The 17,493-nt window shown below is 62.6% G+C and carries 24 protein-coding genes and 1 pseudogene; 11 read left to right on the forward strand and 14 right to left on the reverse strand.

The window, feature by feature from the left end:
* Positions 1–9: 9 nt before the first annotated feature.
* The 4 genes from LIW51_RS07535 (at position 10) to LIW51_RS07550 (ending at position 1,757) form a co-directional block, all read left to right on the forward strand.
* Positions 10–198 (forward strand): DUF7525 family protein, encoded by a 189-nt coding sequence (locus tag LIW51_RS07535; RefSeq protein WP_227376583.1) that lies wholly within the window; start codon positions 10–12, stop codon positions 196–198.
* Positions 199–265: 67 nt separating this feature from the next.
* The gene (locus LIW51_RS07540; protein ID WP_227376584.1) at positions 266–490 is read left to right on the forward strand and encodes a DUF7123 family protein; all 225 of its coding nucleotides are present in this window, start codon (positions 266–268) and stop codon (positions 488–490) included.
* 38 nt (positions 491–528) lie between these two features.
* Positions 529–960 carry an SRPBCC family protein gene (locus tag LIW51_RS07545; protein ID WP_227376585.1) on the forward strand — a complete coding sequence of 144 codons (432 nt, stop codon included), beginning with the start codon at positions 529–531 and terminating at the stop codon, positions 958–960.
* On the forward strand, positions 957–1,757 hold the full coding sequence (locus LIW51_RS07550; protein ID WP_227376586.1) for a carbon-nitrogen family hydrolase: 801 nt from the start codon (positions 957–959) through the stop codon (positions 1,755–1,757). Before LIW51_RS07545 ends, LIW51_RS07550 begins: the two co-directional genes overlap by 4 nt.
* 111 nt (positions 1,758–1,868) lie before the next feature.
* Here the strand turns inward: LIW51_RS07550 and LIW51_RS07555 are convergent, their stop codons facing one another.
* On the reverse strand, positions 1,869–2,315 hold the full coding sequence (locus LIW51_RS07555; protein ID WP_438267362.1) for a flagellin: 447 nt from the start codon (positions 2,313–2,315) through the stop codon (positions 1,869–1,871).
* 259 nt (positions 2,316–2,574) lie between these two features.
* Positions 2,575–2,811 carry a UPF0058 family protein gene (locus tag LIW51_RS07560; RefSeq protein ID WP_227376587.1) on the reverse strand — a complete coding sequence of 79 codons (237 nt, stop codon included), beginning with the start codon at positions 2,809–2,811 and terminating at the stop codon, positions 2,575–2,577.
* Positions 2,812–2,928: 117 nt separating this feature from the next.
* On the opposite strand from LIW51_RS07560, the gene LIW51_RS07565 reads away from it, so the two are divergent.
* Positions 2,929–3,336 (forward strand): translation initiation factor IF-2 subunit beta, encoded by a 408-nt coding sequence (locus LIW51_RS07565; protein ID WP_227376588.1) that lies wholly within the window; start codon positions 2,929–2,931, stop codon positions 3,334–3,336.
* Here the strand turns inward: LIW51_RS07565 and LIW51_RS07570 are convergent, their stop codons facing one another.
* Entirely contained in the window at positions 3,337–3,516 is a 180-nt protein-coding gene (locus LIW51_RS07570; RefSeq protein WP_227354612.1) for a DUF7836 family putative zinc-binding protein, read from the reverse strand.
* 96 nt (positions 3,517–3,612) lie between these two features.
* A complete protein-coding gene (locus LIW51_RS07575; protein WP_227376589.1) occupies positions 3,613–3,807 on the reverse strand; it encodes a cold-shock protein in 195 nt (64 codons plus the stop codon).
* Between the two features lie 192 nt (positions 3,808–3,999).
* On the opposite strand from LIW51_RS07575, the gene LIW51_RS07580 reads away from it, so the two are divergent.
* Positions 4,000–5,193, forward strand: a complete 1,194-nt coding sequence (locus LIW51_RS07580; protein WP_227376761.1) for a putative manganese transporter — start codon at positions 4,000–4,002, stop codon at positions 5,191–5,193.
* Positions 5,194–5,276: 83 nt separating this feature from the next.
* On the opposite strand, the gene LIW51_RS07585 is transcribed toward LIW51_RS07580, so the two are convergent.
* A complete protein-coding gene (locus LIW51_RS07585) occupies positions 5,277–5,561 on the reverse strand; it encodes a DUF357 domain-containing protein (RefSeq protein WP_227376590.1) in 285 nt (94 codons plus the stop codon).
* Positions 5,562–5,714: 153 nt separating this feature from the next.
* Here LIW51_RS07585 and LIW51_RS07590 point away from each other — a divergent pair, with 153 nt between their 5' ends.
* Both LIW51_RS07590 and LIW51_RS07595 read left to right on the forward strand, forming a co-directional pair.
* Positions 5,715–7,082, forward strand: a complete 1,368-nt coding sequence (locus LIW51_RS07590; protein ID WP_227376591.1) for an FAD-dependent oxidoreductase — start codon at positions 5,715–5,717, stop codon at positions 7,080–7,082.
* Between the two features lie 79 nt (positions 7,083–7,161).
* Entirely contained in the window at positions 7,162–7,461 is a 300-nt protein-coding gene (locus LIW51_RS07595) for a DUF7545 family protein (RefSeq protein ID WP_227376592.1), read from the forward strand.
* Here LIW51_RS07595 and LIW51_RS07600 read toward each other — a convergent pair.
* The gene (locus LIW51_RS07600) at positions 7,458–8,294 is read right to left on the reverse strand and encodes an MBL fold metallo-hydrolase (RefSeq protein WP_227376593.1); all 837 of its coding nucleotides are present in this window, start codon (positions 8,292–8,294) and stop codon (positions 7,458–7,460) included. The genes LIW51_RS07595 and LIW51_RS07600 overlap by 4 nt on opposite strands.
* 242 nt (positions 8,295–8,536) lie before the next feature.
* Positions 8,537–8,875: a DUF7344 domain-containing protein gene (locus LIW51_RS07605; protein ID WP_227376594.1), complete on the reverse strand. Its 339-nt coding sequence runs from the start codon at positions 8,873–8,875 to the stop codon at positions 8,537–8,539.
* A 254-nt stretch (positions 8,876–9,129) separates the two neighbouring features.
* On the opposite strand from LIW51_RS07605, the gene LIW51_RS07610 reads away from it, so the two are divergent.
* A complete protein-coding gene (locus LIW51_RS07610; RefSeq protein ID WP_227376595.1) occupies positions 9,130–9,915 on the forward strand; it encodes a helix-turn-helix transcriptional regulator in 786 nt (261 codons plus the stop codon).
* 19 nt (positions 9,916–9,934) lie between these two features.
* Here LIW51_RS07610 and LIW51_RS07615 read toward each other — a convergent pair whose 3' ends face one another.
* The 5 genes and pseudogenes from LIW51_RS07615 to LIW51_RS07635 form a co-directional block, all read right to left on the reverse strand.
* Positions 9,935–10,789 carry an enoyl-CoA hydratase/isomerase family protein gene (locus LIW51_RS07615; protein WP_227376596.1) on the reverse strand — a complete coding sequence of 285 codons (855 nt, stop codon included), beginning with the start codon at positions 10,787–10,789 and terminating at the stop codon, positions 9,935–9,937.
* Positions 10,786–11,667: a 3-hydroxyacyl-CoA dehydrogenase family protein gene (locus LIW51_RS07620; RefSeq protein ID WP_227376597.1), complete on the reverse strand. Its 882-nt coding sequence runs from the start codon at positions 11,665–11,667 to the stop codon at positions 10,786–10,788. Before LIW51_RS07620 ends, LIW51_RS07615 begins: the two co-directional genes overlap by 4 nt.
* Before the next feature lie 68 nt (positions 11,668–11,735).
* Positions 11,736–12,556 (reverse strand): annotated as a pseudogene (locus LIW51_RS07625) (aldo/keto reductase).
* A gap of 203 nt (positions 12,557–12,759) precedes the next feature.
* Positions 12,760–14,169 (reverse strand): zinc ribbon domain-containing protein, encoded by a 1,410-nt coding sequence (locus LIW51_RS07630; RefSeq protein ID WP_227376598.1) that lies wholly within the window; start codon positions 14,167–14,169, stop codon positions 12,760–12,762.
* Positions 14,166–15,350, reverse strand: a complete 1,185-nt coding sequence (locus LIW51_RS07635) for a thiolase domain-containing protein (RefSeq protein ID WP_227376599.1) — start codon at positions 15,348–15,350, stop codon at positions 14,166–14,168. Before LIW51_RS07635 ends, LIW51_RS07630 begins: the two co-directional genes overlap by 4 nt.
* Before the next feature lie 73 nt (positions 15,351–15,423).
* Here LIW51_RS07635 and LIW51_RS07640 point away from each other — a divergent pair, with 73 nt between their 5' ends.
* Entirely contained in the window at positions 15,424–15,624 is a 201-nt protein-coding gene (locus LIW51_RS07640; protein ID WP_227376600.1) for a hypothetical protein, read from the forward strand.
* A 31-nt stretch (positions 15,625–15,655) separates the two neighbouring features.
* On the opposite strand, the gene LIW51_RS07645 is transcribed toward LIW51_RS07640, so the two are convergent.
* On the reverse strand, positions 15,656–16,165 hold the full coding sequence (locus LIW51_RS07645) for a 2Fe-2S iron-sulfur cluster-binding protein (protein WP_227376601.1): 510 nt from the start codon (positions 16,163–16,165) through the stop codon (positions 15,656–15,658).
* 96 nt (positions 16,166–16,261) lie between these two features.
* On the reverse strand, positions 16,262–16,915 hold the full coding sequence (dps, locus tag LIW51_RS07650; protein WP_227376602.1) for a DNA protection during starvation protein: 654 nt from the start codon (positions 16,913–16,915) through the stop codon (positions 16,262–16,264).
* 438 nt (positions 16,916–17,353) lie between these two features.
* Here dps and LIW51_RS38460 point away from each other — a divergent pair, with 438 nt between their 5' ends.
* On the forward strand, positions 17,354–17,488 hold the full coding sequence (locus tag LIW51_RS38460; protein ID WP_255767389.1) for a DUF7503 family protein: 135 nt from the start codon (positions 17,354–17,356) through the stop codon (positions 17,486–17,488).
* Positions 17,489–17,493: the final 5 nt, after the last annotated feature.

Consider the following 17,493-nt stretch of genomic DNA (forward strand, 5'->3'; position numbering starts at 1 on the left):
GGGAGTCACATGGCAGGAAATCAGGCAGTTTCGACGGACATGGGGGTTGGCCTCTCCGTGCTATTCGTGCTCGTCGCAGTCGTCGGCGCGGTGGTGATGTTCGCCACACCCGGAACGGAAACCGCCGCGTGGGGCTTCGCAACCGCCATCGTCGCGGGCGTGCTGGCTATCACGGCGACGCACCTCTACTCGAATTGACGCGAAATCAGCACTTGTTCTCCGGGGGATAATGGTTAAGACCGTCAGGCGCGTAGTGTTGGTGAGGATGACAGATTTCAGCGACGAGGAACGGCGTATCCTCGAGTTCCTACGCGATAGCGTCGCTGGCGGTGAGCGCTACTTCCGCGCGAAGAACATCGCCAAGCACCTCGGTCTCTCCTCGAAGCAGGTCGGGTCTAGACTCCCGAAACTCGCCGAGAAGTCCGAGGATGTGGATATCGAAAAGTGGGGGCGCGCCCGTTCGACGACGTGGAAGGTTAGCCCGAACTAAGTGGCTGGATTTTTACCGCCACGCGCCAATCTATTCGTATGACTGTCCGGGTAGAGCGAACTTTCGACCTCCCCGTCCCTCCGGAGGAGGTTTGGGAGTTCATCGCCGACCCAAAGCGGCGAGCCAGCGCCATCAGCGTCGTCGCCGAGTACGACGCGGAGGCCGGGAGCAATCGTGCGACGTGGCACATCGAGCTTCCGATTCCGTTCGTGAGCCGAACGATTCCGGTCGAAACCGAGGACGTCGTCCGCGACGAACCGAGGTACGTGAAGTTCGTCGGGCGCTCGTCGGCCATGCGCGTGACCGGAGAGCACGAGATTCTTCCCGCGGAGGGTGGCTGTCAACTCGTCAACCGGTTCGTCGTCGAAGGTCGTATTCCCGGCATCGAACGCTATTTCAAGAAGCACTTGGACGACGAACTGTCGAATCTCGAAGATGCTCTTCGGGACGAAGTCGGTGTCACGTCGTGAGACTCGCGCTCGCACAGCTGGCTATCGAAGGCGGCAACGTGGAGTCGAACCGCGAGCGGGCGGCGGACGCCATCGAATCGGCGGCGCGACGCGGTGCGGATATCGTCGCACTCCCCGAAATATTCAACGTCGGCTACTTCGCCTTCGAAACCTACCAGCGAAACGCGGAGGCGTTGGACGGGTCGACACTCTCGCGGGTGAGCGACCTCGCCGCGGAGCACGGAGTCGGCGTCCTCGCGGGGAGCATCGTCGAAGACCTCTCTCTGACGGACGGCGAGACACCCGACGACGAAGGGCTCGCCAACACGTCGGTCTTCTTCGACCGCGACGGACGGCGGCGGGCGGTGTACCGGAAACACCACCTCTTCGGCTACGAGTCCGCCGAAGCCGAGATGCTCGTCCCCGGCGAGTCGCTCGGCATCGCGGAGTTTGAGAGCGTGACCCTCGGAATGACGACCTGCTATGACCTGCGATTCCCCGAACTCTACCGGGACATCGCGGAGGCGGGCGCGACGCTCGTGCTCGTCCCGAGCGCGTGGCCCTACCCCCGCATCGAACACTGGACGGTACTCTCACGGGCGCGTGCTATCGAAAATCAGTGTTTTCTCGCCACCATAAACGGCTCCGGATCGTACGAAGACGCGACCCTCCTCGGTCGTTCGACGGTGTACGACCCGTGGGGAACGCTCCTCGCCAGCACGGGCGACGAACCGGAACTCGTCGTCACCGACATCGACCCTGCGCGCGTCGAGCGCGTGCGCGAGGAGTTCCCGGCGTGGCACGACAGGCGGCGCTAGCCGAGCGGAAAACGACGAGGAAGGGTGATTACAGCGCGATCGCGTGGCCGTCGGAGAGCGTTTCCTGAACGCTGTGGGGGTACGTCATCGCGCCCGAGGACGTGACGATTTTTATCGTGAAGTCCTGGCGCTCTTCGAGGCGCCGGTGATCTGTTGCGTGTCGAGCACGATGCGGAAGCGGTCTTTCCTGCTGACGAGCACCGGGAGCGAGTCACCTTCGTCCCGAATCTCCTCGACGGCGAACTGAGTGTTACTCGGACTGTCACCCATCGTTAGGATACGTCCGTCGTCTGGGCCGAACCACTCGATGGTCGTCGAGAGGTTGATGTCGCCGGAACCGGAGCCTTTCATCACCGTGAGGTTGACGTAATCGACCTCGTGGCGGTTCGTCGTCTCGTTGAGGGTGATGTTACCCACCGTGCTGACGACGTGGACGCGGTCAGTCACCTGTGCGCTACTCTCCGCCCCGGTCTGTTCGGATTTCGATTGGAGGAACTCCGCCGTGTTGATGAGCACGCCCGCCGCAATCGCTGCAACGAGTACCATCGCAATGAACACGATGAGTGTCCCAATGCCGACCTGACCACGGTTCGAATCTCGTCCGTCTGTCTCATTTTCTTTCGTGTTTATTCACCTTCGATTCCGCGTGATATTTTGCCGATTTGGTAGCGTATAGTTCGGAGAGAGTTGAATTAAATCTCACATCTCGCTATCATGTGTAAGAATACTATACAGTAATAAATTTGTCATGTAAAATTCGGATCACAGCGTCGCTACTCATAGATTTTCTAACCGCGGGGAACCAACGCGCTGTTGTTCAGTCTGCTCGGGGTGCGACCGCTTCGCGTTCGGTCGCACGCATCTCCGTCGTTATCGCATCAGCCAACGCAAAAACAGCCGCCTTGTGATCAGTTTTCGATTTGTGTATGGATGTCGGTCGTACGCCGAGCGATTCGTACTCGTCCAATCTAATCGTCTCCCCGTTTCGGTTCTCGAAATCATTACCGACCTCTGCAAGCAGGCCGTGAAGGTGGATAAGCTCCTGCTTCTTCATAAGCACGCTGATGTAGTGGTTGCAGGGTTATATTATTATCTTGAGTCCCGTTAGCACGCCATACGGTCTATCTCCGAGTTTGAAACGCTTTTATCGAGAGAGACGTTGGGTACAGGTATGGTCGATTACGACGAACAGCTCGAACGAGCGCTGGACGAGACGCCGGACATCGAAGAGAGCGGCGACAGGTTCGACGTACCTGACCCGAACGTCCGACAGGAAGGAAACGCCACCGTGTACGAGAACTTTCAGGCGACGCTCAACCGACTCGGGCGCGACGAGGAGCACGTCCTGAAGTTCGTGCAGAACGAACTCGGAACGAGCGCTCAGATCGACGAGAAGGGTCGTGCGCGTCTGACGGGGTCGTTTTCCGCCGAGCGAATCGAAAACACCATCGAGAAGTACGCGGAGCAGTTCGTCCGCTGTCCGGAGTGCGGACTGCCGGATACGCGACTCGAACGAGAGCACGGTGCGCTGATGCTTCGCTGCGAGGCGTGTGGCGCGCGGGCGGCGACGAGCGGCTGATTACTGGAGCTGTTTCAGGGTCTCCAAGTCACGTTCGGTTCGCGTGAACTCCGACGTTCGCCGAGTCGCGTGGCAGTTCGGACAGTTGAACTGCCGGTCGGAAGCGGGCAGGTCGTCTGGACTCGATTCCCAATTCTTTCCGCACTCCGGACACAGCAATCGAACGTACGTCTCCACCATATTCTATGGTGTCGAGGGGTACCGGGAAAAATCTTGTTGGTGGCCGAGTGAAACAGAGCAGTCGCTCCTTGCCGAACTAGCTCGGCCGGAACTAGCTCAGAGTCGCTGGAGGTTCGTCGCTCGTGGCCCTTTGTCGGCCTGTTCGATGTCGAACTCCACTTCTTGGCCCTCCTCCAAATCGGGGCCGCCGACGTCTTCCATGTGGAAGAACACGTCGTCGTCCGCGTCTTCGGTGTCGATGAAGCCGTAACCGCCAGTGTCGTTGAAGAAGGTGACCGTACCTTTCGCCATTGCAACCGTACAGAGTAGGGTAGAGAGAATAAGAATTGTGGCTGACTGGAGAATACCCACCGCCTTCCGTCGAACCGGGCTTCGAAACGTCCGGCAAGAATTGCACCGACGAAACGTATAAGTTCTTGCAAGCAAAAAGATAGTTTAGATGTGTCTAAATCTACTGGCGTCTTCGGACCGGAGGCGGAAGCGATGAACGAGTTCGTGGACGTGTTTCTCGCCTCGTTACGCGACGGCTACGTACAGGTGAGCGCGTTCGTCGCGGTCACGGTGCTCCTGTTCAGCGTCGTCCAGTACCGGACGAACGGCGCGCTGGTCGAACGACTCTCTGAGAACGAGCGGTTGCAACCGCTGTTCGGCGCGCTCATGGGGCTTACCCCCGGCTGTGGCGGTGCGATCGTGATGATGCCCCTGTACGTCCGTGGAACGGTCAGCTTCGGAACCGTCGTCGCGACGCTCATCGCCACGGCGGGCGACTCGGCGTTCGTCATCCTCGCGCTGGCCCCGGAAGCCGCGCTGTACGCGTACGGTATCGCCTTCGCCACCGCCATCGCCTCTGGCTACGTCATCGACTGCTTCGGCATGGGTGTCGGTCGCGTCGACCGCGCGGTCGCTACTCTCGGGCAGACGGCGACGGACGGCGGAACGGTCAACGCTAATCCCGGTGGTAACCCGACTCACGAGTACGACGCGTGCTGTGAAACGGACGCGGCGCGGGAGTCACCAGTTCTAACCCCGTTTAGCCACGCTGTTCACGCCCTCTGGTGGGTGTCGGCGGGTGCCGCGCTCGTTTTGGGTGTGATGTACCTCCTCGCCGGCGCACCGGACGTACCGCTGACGCTCGGCCCGTCGTACGCCGGCGCGTTCACGGTCGTGGGGCTGACGGGGACGACGGCGTCGTTCTACCTCTACTTCGTCGGACGACACTACCTCGGCGAAGGACGCGTCGGTCGTGCTCGCGACTCGTTCGTCGACCTCTACGACACGCTGACACACGCGGCGCTGGAGACGAGTTTCGTCACGGTGTGGGTTCTCGCGGCGTACTTGCTCTACGAGTACGGCGTCCTCATCCTCGGCATCGATGTGGGGTCGCTCGCCGCCGCCGTCGGCGTGCTCGCGCCCGTGGCCGGCGCGCTCGTCGGGCTGATTCCCGGCTGTGGACCGCAGATCGTACTGGCGAGCGTGTACGCCGAGGGCGCGGTTCCGTTCTCCGCGCTCACCGCGAACGCCATCAGTCAAGACGGTGACGCCCTCTTCCCCCTCATCGCCATCGACAAGAAAGCCGCCATCGTCGCGTCCATCTACACGACGATTCCCGCGTTGGTCGTCGGCGTCGTCCTGCATCTGCTGTTCGGCCCCATGACCGGATTCGGCGTTTTGGGGTGAGGGCGGTCGAGTCACTCGACGATGGACCGTTCGACGAATTTCTTCGCTTCCCAGCGTCTTCGAGCACCTTATCGACCTCGAAGCTACGTCGTGAACAGGTGTCCCTCTCGGGGCGCATCGAACAGCCCGATTCGAACCCCGGCGTCGAGCCACGCGTGCCCGTAGGAGAACGAGGCGAGCGCGTTGACGAGGTCGTCGTCCTCGCGGAAGTGCCGCCCGTCTTCGAGGTACGACCGCGCCATCTCCCGGCAGTCCACCGCCGCCTCGCCCATCGGCGTGTCGGTCGGCGGAGCGATCTCGGCGGCGTCGAGCGCCTCCGATAACAGTCGCTCGTAGCGGTTCGTCTTCTCGTCTATATCCGCAGTCATAGGCGTGAGAAGCGAGGGGGAGGAGGGTAAGAGCTTCGAACGAATTCGAGCGGTCGAAGTCGAAGGAGTCGGAGGGAGCCAACTGGACTGACGATACCGGAAACGAGGGAAGACAGCGCAAGGTAAATACACGATGGGGCGTGATATTGCACCATGACCGAACACCCTCACGTCGAGATCTATACGAAGGAGGACTGTCCGTACTGTGATAAAGCGAAAGACCTCTTCGACGAGAAAGGCGTCGAGTACGAAACGTACAACGTGACCGGCGACGAGGAACTGTTCGAGGAGATGGTCGAACGAGCGAACGGTCGCAAGACGGCTCCCGAGGTGTTCATCGACGACGAACTCATCGGGGGGTGGGACGAGACCAGCGCACTCGAAGAGACGGGCGAACTCGACCAGAAGCTGGGAATCGAACGAGCCGACGGAGGGAACGGTGATTCGGGGATGCGGGGCTCGGGAGGCCGCGAAGCCGCCGACGCCCAGCACCGGAAGCTCATCGTCTCCGGAAGCGGCATCGCGGGGCTGACCGCGGCCATCTACGCCGCGCGGGCGAACAACGACCCACTCATCCTACAAGGCGACGAACCGGGCGGGCAGTTGACACTCACGACGGAGGTCGAAAACTACCCCGGATTCCCGGACGGCATCAGCGGTCCCGACCTCATCAATAACATGCAGGAGCAGGCCGAGCGGTTCGGTGCCGAAGTCGAGATGGGAATCATCGAGGACGTGGACGACACCGCGCGCCCGTTCCGCGTCGAGCTCTCGAATGGGAAGGTGTTCACGACCGACGCGCTCATCGCGGCCAGCGGTGCGAGCGCCCGAACCCTCTCGATTCCGGGGGAGGACGAACTGATGGGTTACGGGGTCTCGACTTGTGCGACCTGCGACGGCGCGTTCTTCCGCGACGAGGAGATGGTCGTCATCGGCGGCGGCGACGCCGCGTTCGAGGAAGCCACCTTCCTCACCAAGTTCGCGGAGAAGGTGTATCTCGTTCACCGCCGCGAGGAGTTCCGCGCCGAGGATTACTGGCAAGACCGCGTCCAGGAGAAGGTCGAGGACGGCGACATCGAGATCATGAAGAACACCGAAGCGACCGAGATTCACGGCTCGCCCGAGGGCGGCGTCAGTCACGTCAGGATGGTCACCAACCCTGGGGGTCGCCCCACCGAAAAGCCGGACGACCCGGAGACCGAGGAGTTCGACTTCGACGTAGGCGCGGTGTTCCTCGCCATCGGTCACACGCCGAACACGGGCTACCTCGAAGGGACAGACGTCCGACTGGACGAGGAGGGGTACATCCGCACCGAGGGCGGCAAGGGCGGCGGCCAGACGAAGACGGACGTACCCGGCATCTTCGGTGCAGGCGACGTGGTCGACTTCCACTACCAGCAGGCCGTGACCGCCGCGGGCATGGGGTGTAAGGCCGCCATCGACGCGGACGAGTACCTCGAAACCGCCGAAGTGGGCGGCGTGAGCGTCACGCAGGAAAGCGCGGCGGCCTCCGACGACTGAGTTCAACGCCGTTCGGCGCGCCGGTACGTCGTCCGGCCCCTACCCACAGACCCTTTACCCTTCACGGTGAAGTGACGGTATGGCAGACACAGACGACATCGAGACGTCGACGTACACCATCGAAGGGCCGGAGGGCGAAACCGACGACCTCGAACTTCCGCCGGGCCTCATCGACCTGCTCCGCGAGGGGAACGAGACGCAGTCGGAGGTCATCGGTGACATGGCGCTCATCTCGTTCGTTCAGCAGGCCCACGCGGCGGTTCACCACAGTCAGGGCGAAGCCGACCCCCAGATCACCGCCATCGAAGAGAAATCGCGCGAACTGTTCGAAGAACGACTCGGCATCACGTTCGAGGAAGCGACCGGCCACTCCCACTAAAGTTCGATTCGGTCCCCGATTTCTACGATCTCGAGCGACATCGGGTAGTCGTAACTCCGGGCGTGTTCGTATAGCGCGGTCGGGTTCGCCGTGAGACCCTTCCACATGTCCCAGTGGCTCGGGAGCAGTCGGTCGATTCGGAGGGCGTTCGCGGCGGCCACGACCTCGTTCTCGTCGCTGTACCATTTCGTGCGCTTCGGTTCCCCAGTTTGTTTGTCCGGCACCCGTCCGACCGACCCGAACGCCAGCACGCCGAGGTCGATGTCGTACCGCTCGCCGACGGATTTGAGTTCGTCGCCCGGCTTTGTATCGCCGCCGTGGAAGAACGTCCCGGTCGCGTGCTCTATCACGTACGAAACCGGATGCGTCGAGTCGGAATCGTGCGCCGGTTCGACGTGGACAGTGAACTCGCCGACGTCGAACGAATCGCCCTCCGCCACCGCCTCGAATTGGTCGTCGGAGACGTTCCACTCCTCGGTCCAGCGTTCATCCTCCCGCGCGACCGTGAGCCCGTCGTCGGGTGCGTAGAAGGTCGCTCCGGTCGATTCGAGGATCGGTGCCTGACTCGGCCCGTGGACGTGGTCGGTGTGCTCGTGCGTCGCCAGCACTGCGTCGGTCTCCGTCACGTCCGTCGGGTCGAACGGTACGGGAACCATGCGAACGGTTCGCGGCGGGTCGCCCGTTCCGAGATACGGATCGATGAACAACGTCGTTCCGCCGCTCGCCTTCAGGATGAATCCGTTGCAGCCGAGATACCAGATGCCGACACCCTCGGGCGTCGCGTTCTCGACTGCCCGAGGAAGCCAGTCGCCCCAGTCGCTGTGAATCGCCATGCGAACTACTGCCCGGTAAACCCGCCTAAAGGTTGCGTTCGCTTCGTCCTCCGCTCGAAAAACGTTCAAACTCAACGTCTATGAATCGATTGATATGAGTAATTAACCAAAGACATATCTCTCCGCGGTCAAATTCCGGAAACGCCTACTGTCGGTGTTTTCACTGGCGGTGGGCAAACCGGTACTGCAGTGTACCTCTGACAAGTGCGGCCTTACTGCCGCACTCACATTCGAACGGAACGTTAACAGTCGGAAGCGAGGTCGAACAGAGTTCGGACGACGGCGGCGTCGGGGATTCGTTCGACGGTGTTCTCCTGCAAGTCGTAGGCGACGATTTCGTAATCCACGAGTCGCGGCAGATGTACGTGATGTAACGCGATAGCGATTTGTTCTGATTCCATTTCCAACACAGCGTCGTCGGCGCAGAACTCCGCGAGTTCGGTCACCGAGACGGGGCGTTCGTGTTCTGCGAGCTGTCGGAGGAGAGACCGACGGAGTGGGGCTCCGAGAATGTCGAGCGCCGTGGTAAGCGACCACGGTAGTGTCTCTTCTTCGCCATCCAGTGTGGGGTTTCGGATCATTGGTTGCTGACCTCGGTGTGACGACGGCGTTCGGGGGGAGAGCCGATGGCGACGGGGACGCAGTTAGATTCTCCGATTCGGGCGTGGTAGTAATGGAAAGGAACGCTCATTACTTTAGTTAGTCAGACGCGATTCAACATCGGAAAAAAGTACAGCGATCGAAAGCGCGGTTCGGTATCTTCGAATAACTATATAATAGTTGTGGCTTTTTAAGACAAACTTATGCGGGATGCACCACAAGAGGCGAGTGGCACATGAACGAGGCGGGAGACGGTTCGGACGATCTGATAACGGCAGTGACGAAGCGGGCGGAATTTCTCTCCGCGCTCTCGTCCGAACCGATACCGAAACGCGACCTCGGAGACGAACTCAGAGTCTCCCGTTCGACGGTGTACAAAGCGGTGCGAGAACTGCGTGAACACGACCTCGTCAAGCGGACGGACGATGGACTCGAACTGACGCTCGCCGGTCGCTTGCTCGAAACGGAGTACGACACATTTCGGGGGTGCGTGGAAGACGTGCGCCGAACCCGCCAACTGCTCTCTATTCTCCCGACCGACTGCGAGCTACCGATGGCGCTCGTCGACGACGCGACTGTCGCCCTCGCGGAGCGCCACGCGCCGAATCATCCGGTTCAGTACGTCGAAGAGATAGTATCGGAAGCGGACGTGGCGCGAGGTTTCTCGCCGGTCGCCCTCCCGCAGTACGTGGAGTTGTTCCACAAGCAGGCCGTCCGAGGAAATATGTCTGCAGAACTCGTGCTCGAACGTCCAGTCGTCCGATATCTCGTCACCGACTACGGCGACCGACTCCAAGAGGCGCTGCAATCTGGAGATCTCTCCGTCTGGGAGACGACCGAGACGCTCCCGTTCGGACTCATCGCGGTGGAAGGGGAGCGCGACGGGGTCTGCGTCGTCGTGTACGACGACCGGGGCGAACTCCGAGGTCTCATCGCCAATCGCGCCCCGGAAGCGGTGGCGTGGGGCCGCGAAATCTTCGAGTCGTATCGCGACGGCGCGGACTATATCGGGGGGCAGTGACTCGGCGTCGGAGCGCGGCTCACCGATTCTCCCACACCGGTTCTCGATCCTCAAAGAAGGCGTCGATGCCTTCGTTCTTATCCTCGGACGCGAACAACAACGCGAACAGCTCCGCCTCGTACTCGATGCCCGCTTCGAGTTCCATCCGACTGCTCGCCTTGACGGCCTTCTTCGCCAGTTCGAGCGCCGCCGGACTCTTCTCGGCCATCCGTCCCGCCAGTTCGGAGACGCGGTCTTCGAACTCGTCGTCCGAGCACACCTCGTCAACGAGTCCGATGTCGTGGGCCTCCGCGGCGTCGATGATTTCGCCGGAGAGAACGAGCCGCATCGCCTGTCCTTCGCCGACCAATCGGGGGAGGCGCTGGGTGCCCCCCCCGCCGGGCATGATGCCGAGGTTGATCTCCGGCTGGCCGAGTTTCGCGCGTTCGTGCGCGATGCGTACGTCGCAGGCCTGTGCGAGTTCGCAACCGCCACCGAGCGCGTGACCGTTGAGCGCCCCGATGACCGGCTTCTCCAAATCGTCCACGTACTCGTATACTCGTGGACGCTTGCTGGCCTCGCGTTGTTCGAGCGCGTCGCGCTCCCGGAGTTCGTTCACGTCGGCTCCGGCGACGAACGCCTTCGCCTCGTCCGCTCCGGTGAGGACGACGACGCGCACGCCCGGTGACGCTTCGACCGCGTCGAGCACGTCCTTCAGTTCGGAACGAAGTTGAGTGTTCAGGGCGTTGCGAGCGTCGGGGCGGTTCAGCGTGACCGTGGCGACGTACTCCTCGACCGCCGCGTCCACCGTCTCGCACTCGCCCGCGACCTGTTCTGGACTGCCGGGGGTTTCGTCGGTCTGGTTCGTTTCGGCTTCGTTCGTCTCGTCGCTCATTCATCGTCACCTCCGCTCACTCCCACGACTTCGCCGTCCTCCCAAACGTAGAATCCCTCGCCGGTCTTCTTGCCGAGCTTCCCGGCTCGAACCTTCTGGCGCAGAATCTGTGGCGGGCGGAATCGCTCGCCCAGTTCCTCGCGGAGATGTTCGAGGATGTCGAGGCGAACGTCCAGTCCGACCACGTCGCCGAGTTCGATGGGACCCATGGGGTGGTTGTAGCCGAGTTCCATCGCGGCGTCGATGTCGCGGGGACTCGCCACGCCCTCCTGGAGCATCCGGATGGCTTCGACGCCGAGGGCGACCCCGAGACGCGAGGATGCGAATCCGGGGGAGTCGCGCACTTCGACTGCCACCTTGCCGATATCCTCGACGAACTCGCTGGCGAATTCGACCGTTCCGTCGTCTGCCTGTTCGGGGACGACGACTTCGACGAGTTTCATGATGTGAACCGGGTTGAAGAAGTGGAGGCCGACGGCGCGCGTCGGGTCGGAGAGCGCGCTGGCGATTTCGGTCAGCGAGAGCGACGAGGTGTTCGACGCGATGACGGTCTCGGGGGAGACGAGTTCCTCCACGTCCGCTAACGTCGCCCGCTTGATGTCCATCTCCTCCGGCACCGCCTCGACCACCAAGTCCGCGTCACCAACTGCGGTTTCGAGGTCGGTCGTGCCCGAGATTCGGTCGAGCGCCGCGGCCTTCTCCTCCTCGGTCACCTTGTCACGTTCGACGCCCCCTTGCAGGTTCGCCTTGATGCTCTCGATACCGTCCTCGACGAACTCCGCTTCAATGTCGCGGAGCGCCACGTCGTGGCCCGCCATCGCCGTGACCTGTGCGATTCCGTGCCCCATCGTTCCGGCTCCGAGTACGCCTACCTTCATACCCGAGAGCGCGTGGGGCCGAAGGAAAAGCGTTTTTCTACGCGACGCGCCGAGCGTCGACCTCGGCCCTACCACGGCGTCCAGTCGGTCTTACTGATTCGTTTTTCCTCCTCGACGGCGTCGATTCGCGCGATATCTTCAGGAGATAAGACGAGGGTTACGCCGTCGAGATCGTCAGCGAGGTGGTTCTCGTCGCTCGCTTTCGGTATCGCGGCGTCGCCCTTCTCACGGAGCCACGCGAGACAGACCTGCGCTTGGCTCGCGCCGCGCTTCTCGGCGATGGCACTCAGTTCCGGGACGTCGAACGCCTCGCCGTGAATCAGCGGCGAGTAGGCGACGAGACGAACGTCGCGTTCGACGCAGCGTTCGCGGAGTTCTGCCTGCTGAAGGAGCGGGTGCATCTCGACTTGGTTGACGACGATGGGCGCGTCGAGAATCTCACGCGCCTCGTCCAGATGCTCGGGCGTGAAGTTGCTCAAGCCGACGTGTTGAATCACGCCTTCGTCGCGAAGGTGGTCGAACGCCGGAAGCGTCTCCTCGGGGTCGTAGCTGAAGCAGGGCCAATGGACGTACAGGACGTCGATGGTGTCGATTCCAAGTCGTGAACGGCTGTTCTCCGCGCTCTCGATAACGTCGTCGTAGCCCAGACTGTCGTGCCAGACCTTCGTCGCAACGACGAGTCCTCGCACGGAACGTCGGCACGTGAGATTCCGTCGCCGACGGCCGACTCGTTGCCGTAAATCGCGGCGGTGTCGACGTGTCTGTATCCCAGTTCGAGCGCCGTCCGAACCGTCTCGGCACAGCGTTCCGGGTCGACGTTCTTCCACGTCCCGAGTCCGACAGCGGGAAATTCGACGTCCGCGTCGGGCGAATCGATGGCGGAGTTCATCGAGTGACGACCCTGCCCTTGCGCTCAAATACCTTTCGATAATTGACCTGTACCGTTCCCAACTCGTTGCAGAACGCTTTTACCGTGACCGGGAAATTGGATAATTGTCTCGGGTAGGGGTACACGAGACAGAATTTTTATAGAACCGCTCTCGGAGCCGCAGGTTCGAACGTCGGTAATCTGTCGCCCTCTCGATTCGAGATTCAGCCACTCGGCCGAATTTTGAATCCGTACCTCGTCACGCCTTCTTGCGTGTAGATTCGGCGCATCGTCGTCGCCACCCTATCGCCGATTTCGAGGCTTTTGGGGTCGGTACCGGTCACCTGCGCGGGGGCGCTCGCCGAGTCGCCGTCCGGCCCGTCCAGCGCGACTATCGCCACGTCGAAATCCCCCGACTGGGCCTGCTGTTCCGCGAACTCCGGCGGAGCACCGCCCTGCGAGATGGTCGTCGCAGCTTCCACGGTTCCCTCGCCCGTCAGTCGCACCTCCTCGTACTCGACCATCGATTTGCACCCGCTGCACGCGCCCTCCGGTGGGAAGTTCAGTGCGCCGCAGTTCGAACACCTCCCGGCGAGTAGTCGGTGGCGCTGGTCGAGCGTTCGCCGCCACGACGGGACGCTGACGTAAGCTCCCCCGCCGCTCGGCGGGCCGGAGGTGAGTTCGCCGCGCTTTCGGAGATACTCGGCGTAGGAGATGGCGTCGTCGCCGTCCAGCGCGAGCGACACCGGCACCTCGCCGGCCTCCACGAGCAGCGCGTCGGCCCCGGCACCGCTTCCGAACGACGCTGCGAGGATTCGCTCGTGATCTTCGCTCAGGGCTTTCGCCAGTCCCAGCGGAACGCTCGCCGCGCCGGCGTCGCCGAGTTCGTGGACGAGCGTTCCGGCTCGAACTTCGTCCACGCCGACGCCGAGCGCGCCGGCTGCGCGGTAGGGGAGCTTTCCGTCCGGGGCCTGCACCGCGACGGCGTCCACGTCCTCGAATTCTAGCTGTTCGACCGCCCCGGCGAGCGTCTCGGTGAACGCGCGTCGGTCGTAGCCCGTGACGCCCAGTCCTTCGACGTTCTCGCCGCCGGTTCGTCGGAACCGTGTGCCGGGGAACTCGCTGACGTACTCGGCGCGCTGGACGACACTCGCCGGGCCGTCGTCCGCGAGGACGAACGCCGCCGCCCCCGCTCCTGCGGCGTGGTCTTCCGCCGAATCGGGGTCTCCGCGCGGGCAGTCGGCGGCCACGACCAGCCCGACGCCGTCGTTCCGCGAACCTGCGGCCAGTCCGGCCGCGAGCGCTCGTGTTCCGGCGCGGGTACTTCCCGTGAAGACGTGCCTGGTCGCGTCGCTCGGGACGCCGAGCATCCCACCGAGTCGGGCGGTCAGGTCTTCCTCGGCCAGCGGTGGGGTGGTCGAGGCGAACGCGAGGAAAGCGACTTCGGGATTTTCGGCGGCGTCGAGCGCCCGCGTCGCCGCCTCGAAGGCCATCGTCAGGGCGTCCTCGTCGGAATCCGGCACCGCCTTTTCGTCGACTCCTGCGGCGTGGAACCGCCCCCACGCCTCGCGGAACTCGTCCGCTGAGATGCGGAATCGCGGGGCGTAGGCTCCGACCGCAGCGATGTTCGTCACGCGCCCACCTCCCGTGCTCGCTCACGTTCCAGCACGTGAACCACCGCCGCGCCGCCGCTCCCGCCGACGTTGTGGGTCAGGCCGCGGGTTGCTCCCTCGACCTGTCGGTCGCCCGCCTCGCCGGAGAGTTGCTTGTAGGCCTCGACTATCTGTCCGGCCCCCGTCGCGCCGATGGGATGGCCCTTCGATTTCAGCCCGCCGGAAGTGTTGACGGGGAGGTCGCCGCCGAGTTCGGTCACGCCGGATTCGACGAGATTTCCTGCTCGACCGGGTTCGCAGAAGCCGAGGTCTTCGTAGGCTAGCAGTTCCGCGATGGAGAAGCAGTCGTGAACCTCCGCGAAGTCGATATCCTCGGGCGTGACGCCCGCCATCTCGTAGGCCCGCTCCGCCGCCTTGCGCGAGGCCGGAACCGAGGTGTACGAATCGCGCTGGAACAGTCCGACTCGATCGCTAGCCGCGCCGACGCCCGCGATTCGGATCGGGTCGTCGGTGTACTCCCCGACCACGTCCTCGGAAACCACGACGGCGCAGGCCGCGCCGTCGGTGGTCGGACAGCAGTGGTAGAGCGTGAGGGGGTCGGCCACCACGGGCGCGTTCTGGGCGTCCTCCAGCGAGCATTTAAAGCCGAGGTGCGCGTGGGGATTCTTCGCGCCGTTCGCGTGGTTCTTCACCGCCACGCGCGAGAGGTGTTCGCCGGTCGTGCCGTACTCGGCCATGTGCACGTCGGCCATCTGGGCGTAGACGCCCGCGAAGGTCGTCCCCGAGAGGCGCTCCCATTCGGTTTCGCCGGAGACGCCGAGCCAGTACTTCGTCGCGTCGCTCGACGTATCGGTCATGATCTCGACGCCGCCCGCGAGGACGACGTCAGCCATCCCGCTCTTGACGGCCTGCACCGCCTGCCGAACCGCGTATCCGCTGGCCGCGCAGGCGTTCTCGACGCGGGTACAGGGGATTCCGTCGAGGCCGACGTGTTCCGTTACCGCGGGCCCCGAGAGGCCGAGTTGTCGTCCCCCGACGCCGAGCGTGCCGACGAACGCCTCGTCCACGTCGTCCGGGTCGATGTCCGCCGGAACGCTGTCGCGGGTCCCCTCGAAGGCGGTGCGGAACAGCGACCGATAGCTTTCGTCGGGGAACGACCCGAAGTCGGTTTGGGCCGCGCCGACGAGGTATGCGTCTCGCATATCTCGAACTGGTGGTTCTGCGGGCAAATAACTGCCGTCACTCTCGCACGAATCACGAGGCGGAGCTGCTGTGATGACCGTGTCCCAGAAAGCACTCGCGATGCTACCCTCGCGCGACACGCGAAAGCTTCGCTCTCGCTGTCCGTCGTTCACTGCGTTCGCCGCGATCTCGCTGCGCTCCTCGGCCGGGCGCTTCGCGCTTGGCCTGCGGTGCTTTCGTCGTCGTGCTTCGAGTACCCCGTTCACGGTTTCACCGTTCGTAATCGAGGCGTAGAGCCCCTCGCACCGCTCGTCCTTTCAATCCACTAGGGAACGCACGGACGAATTAACGCGATTTCCGCGAACGACAGGTGCGTGCTCTCAGCGGATTGTCTGCCTGCCGTCGCGGTGGCTGTACCGATGAGGTGGAACCGAAAGAAGCCGATAGCGTTCGAAAACGTGAAACAATCTCCCGACTCATCGCTTCGACCGTCCTGGCGGTTTGTCGGCTCCGCCCGGTGTTCCAACATCTCGTCGTACTGGCACGCTCGAATCGACAAGTCCGACCGCGGTTCGGCCGTGCAGGTGAGAATCATGCCTTCCTCGCTGTCTTCCTCGTAGTATCGCTTGGCGTCCGACTGGTCAACCTCGCCGGAGAGCAGTTCGGCGGCGCAGGTCGTACACCAGCCCAGCTTGCAGTCGGCGGGGAGCCACAGCCCCTCGCTCCGGGCGGCGAGGACGTGCTCGTCTTCCAGAACGTCGATTTCGACCTTCTCGCCCGCCTGCTCCACGGCGCACGCTTCCGGCACTCGGATTTCGACGGTGTAGCGATCCAAGGATGGAGTTCAGAGCGAGGAAAAATGTGGCTGTCGGTTCGGCGAATCGTGCCATCCGGCGGTTCGTCACCGCTTCGGACGGACTGCGGGTGTCGCTCAGGCCGAGTCGTTGAACCGGTTATTCGTCGAGTACGGCGCGTCGCCGGGTTCGCCCCGGACGAAGTGACCGGCCGGGTTGATCTCGCCGTCGCGCTCCTTGCTGAGGAGTTCGATGAACCATGCCTCGTGATCCATCTCCTCATTGAGGATGCGCTGGGCCATATCGTAGGTTCGCGGGTCGCAGTCGCGGGTCATGTCGCAGACCTCGGACCACGTTCGGATGGCGCAACGCTCGGCTTCGAGGAGAATTTCGAGGATATCCTCGGTGTCCATCTGGGTCACGTCGGGCTCGTCACCGCCCTGCGGAGTCGGCAGTTCGGCGTCCGGGCAGGACACTCGATCCGCGAAATCGCGGATGTCGTTCGGCAGTCGCCCGCCGAGTTCGAAGACGCGGGGGAAGACCAGTTCGAAGTGCGCGCGGTCTTCCAGTCGAGCGTCTTCGGTGATCTCTTTGTAGTCCTCATGACCGGCGAGGTGACAGCGGAGGGTGGTGTAGTAGTACGTAGTGAACTCCGCTCCGATGGCGTCGACGAGTTTTTCGCGGAGTTCCTCGGGGTCGCCGCCGCGTTCGCGGACGACTTCCGCGCCGACGCGCTGGCTCGTATCTCCGGCTGCGACGCTTCCTGAACCGTGCTTTTTGTCGTCAGACATCTTTCTGACCTCGACTCCCTCTTTGTTTTCTAATAGATAAAATTTTATTTGATATTGCAAACAAAATTTTGAAATATATGTGGTTTTTCGCCGAAAAGCATTCCGGCCGTCGCATCGGCCCGCGTCACCTCTCGGATCCTCGAACGCAAATCGTCGGTGAGAACGTCGAAATTCGCTTTCACTTTCGTTCGTCTCACCGTGGCGAGCGGTTTCGACGACGAAAATCGGCGTAATCGGCGATTACTCTTGTACATGCGGCGAATAAAGAATGATGGACTGACGAAAGGAGACCCGTCGAGAGCGGTAATCCCACCTTTCGTATCACACCTTCCCGGTACGGTCGGGTTTCTCTTGCGAGATAAACCGATATTCCAATTTATTTCCCGTCTAAACCATTTAGGAAAAGCTATCCTTTCTCTCTCCCACGTAACGGATGCGATGACGAAAAATAATGACTCGCTAACGGCTTACCTCGCAGAGAACCCCCGAATGGCTGGCGTTCTATTCACCATTTGCCTGTTGCTCACCCAGACGGGCAACGCGGCAGCAGCGTGCGGCGGAACGATCCGGTAGATCAG

Source organism: Haladaptatus halobius (assembly GCF_020618475.1).
Taxonomy (GTDB): Archaea; Halobacteriota; Halobacteria; order Halobacteriales; family Haladaptataceae; genus Haladaptatus; species Haladaptatus halobius.